We start from the raw sequence: 1770 nt of genomic DNA, 5'->3' as shown, positions 1-1770 counted from the left end.
TGACTTAGTGTTTCAGTCTATAGGGGGGACTGAGGCGACTAACTCAAGTTTTGGTTTTAATTTAAATACACTTGCTGAGGCGCAAGATGCAGCACAAAGTTTAAAACGCGGAACAGTAGGCAATAATGTGATGTATTTTGAAACGGGGCAGGGCAGCTCGCTATCAGCAAATGCCCACCATGGGCTTGATCAACAAACGTGTGAAACCCGTGCTTATGCCGTAGCGCGAAAATTCAAACCGTTACTGGTCAATACCGTAGTGGGTTTTATTGGCCCGGAATATCTATTTGATGGCAAAGAAATTACTCGAGCAGGGCTTGAAGACCATTTTTGTGCCAAATTACTGGGTGTGCCTATGGGCTGTGATGTGTGCTACACCAACCATGCTGAGGCAGATCAAAATGATATGGACAACTTACTGACCTTACTCGGTGTAGCGGGGTGTTCGTTTGTAATGGGGATCCCCGGATCTGACGATATTATGCTTAACTATCAAACCACCTCATTTCATGATGCTCTGTATGCAAGGCGGGTATTAGGTTTGCGTCCAGCACCTGAATTCGAACTTTGGCTGGCAAAAATGAACATTATGACAGATACCCAGCAGCATATTTTGTCTGACACGTTACCGTCACAATTTGCGCGTTCTTTGAAAGCTTTAGGTGGTGGACAGCCATGAAAAACTCATCTCCCAAAACGGCACAGCAAATACAGCAACAACATCAAGATAATGGCAAAGTGGTGCATAACCCATGGCGGCAACTACGCAGCTTTACCGATGCACGCATTGGTTTAGGGCGCGCTGGGATCAGTCTTCCGACGGCTGAAATGTTGGCGTTTCAACTCTCCCATGCGCAAGCACGAGATGCGGTTAATTTTCCATTGGATTTAGCTGCGTTAAGTGAACAGCTAGAGGATTTTTGCGCATCACCACTGCATTTACATAGTCAAGCCGTGGATCGCAATCATTATTTACAACGCCCTGATTTAGGTCGAAAACTAGATCAAGCATCGCGCGATCAGCTAAGCAACTATATGAGGAAAGCGGCTATAGCCACTGAGTTACACCATGATATCGCAATCGTTATTGTTGATGGTTTATCGTCTTTAGCAGTACAAAAAAATGCCCATCCTTTTCTTGTTCAGTTACTGACGATACTGCGTGAACAACCAGAGCCATGGCGTTTGGCACCGATCAGCTTAGTTGAGCAAGGTAGAGTGGCGATAGGCGACGACATAGGTGAGCTCCTTAATGCCAAGGTGGTGCTGGTATTAATTGGTGAACGGCCAGGGCTAAGTTCTCCAGATAGTTTAGGGCTGTATTTAACTTGGCAGCCAAAAACAGGGCTGAATGATGCTTGTCGTAATTGTATCTCTAATATTCGTCCTGCGGGGCTGTCATATCAGGATGCAGCACAACGAACTTTATATCTTTTACAAGAAGCGAAACGTTTAAACCTGTCAGGGGTGGGGTTAAAAGATCGCAGTCAAGACGATGTGATAGAGCATCAAACGCAAACAACAAACTTTTTACTATCAGAATAATCAACAACGAAAACATAATGTAATTACAACAATAAATAGCAGGAGAAGATAATGTCAGATAATAAAGAGTACCTTGCAAAAAGACAGTTAAAACGAGGCTCCGCGGGATGGATTTTATTGGCGGGATTAGGAGTGTCGTATGTTATTTCTGGGGATTTTGCGGGTTGGAACTTTGGTATTGCAGAAGCTGGTTGGGGCGGCTTTGCTGTCGCCACAGTATTAATG

At 44.6% G+C, this 1770-nt stretch carries 2 protein-coding genes and 1 pseudogene; all 3 read left to right on the top strand.

Features of this window, described 5'->3' with window-relative positions; all coding sequences use genetic code 11:
* Positions 1 to 679: ethanolamine ammonia-lyase subunit EutB (eutB, locus tag H5232_RS23080; RefSeq protein WP_182831624.1), on the top strand; the 679-nt coding region annotated here is incomplete at its 5' end.
* The gene (gene eutC / locus H5232_RS23075) at positions 676 to 1545 is read left to right on the top strand and encodes an ethanolamine ammonia-lyase subunit EutC (RefSeq protein WP_182718244.1); all 870 of its coding nucleotides are present in this window, start codon (positions 676 to 678) and stop codon (positions 1543 to 1545) included. The genes eutB and eutC, both read left to right, overlap by 4 nt.
* A 51-nt stretch (positions 1546 to 1596) precedes the next feature.
* A pseudogene (locus H5232_RS24445) lies at positions 1597 to 1770 on the top strand (ethanolamine permease); the annotation flags it as partial.

Origin of the sequence: Pseudoalteromonas sp. SG41-5 (genome assembly GCF_014164495.1) — a bacterium.
Classification (GTDB): Bacteria; Pseudomonadota; Gammaproteobacteria; order Enterobacterales; family Alteromonadaceae; genus Pseudoalteromonas; species Pseudoalteromonas rhizosphaerae.
Note: the sequence above shows the minus strand (reverse complement) of the source record. Positions and strands in the feature narration are given on the sequence as shown.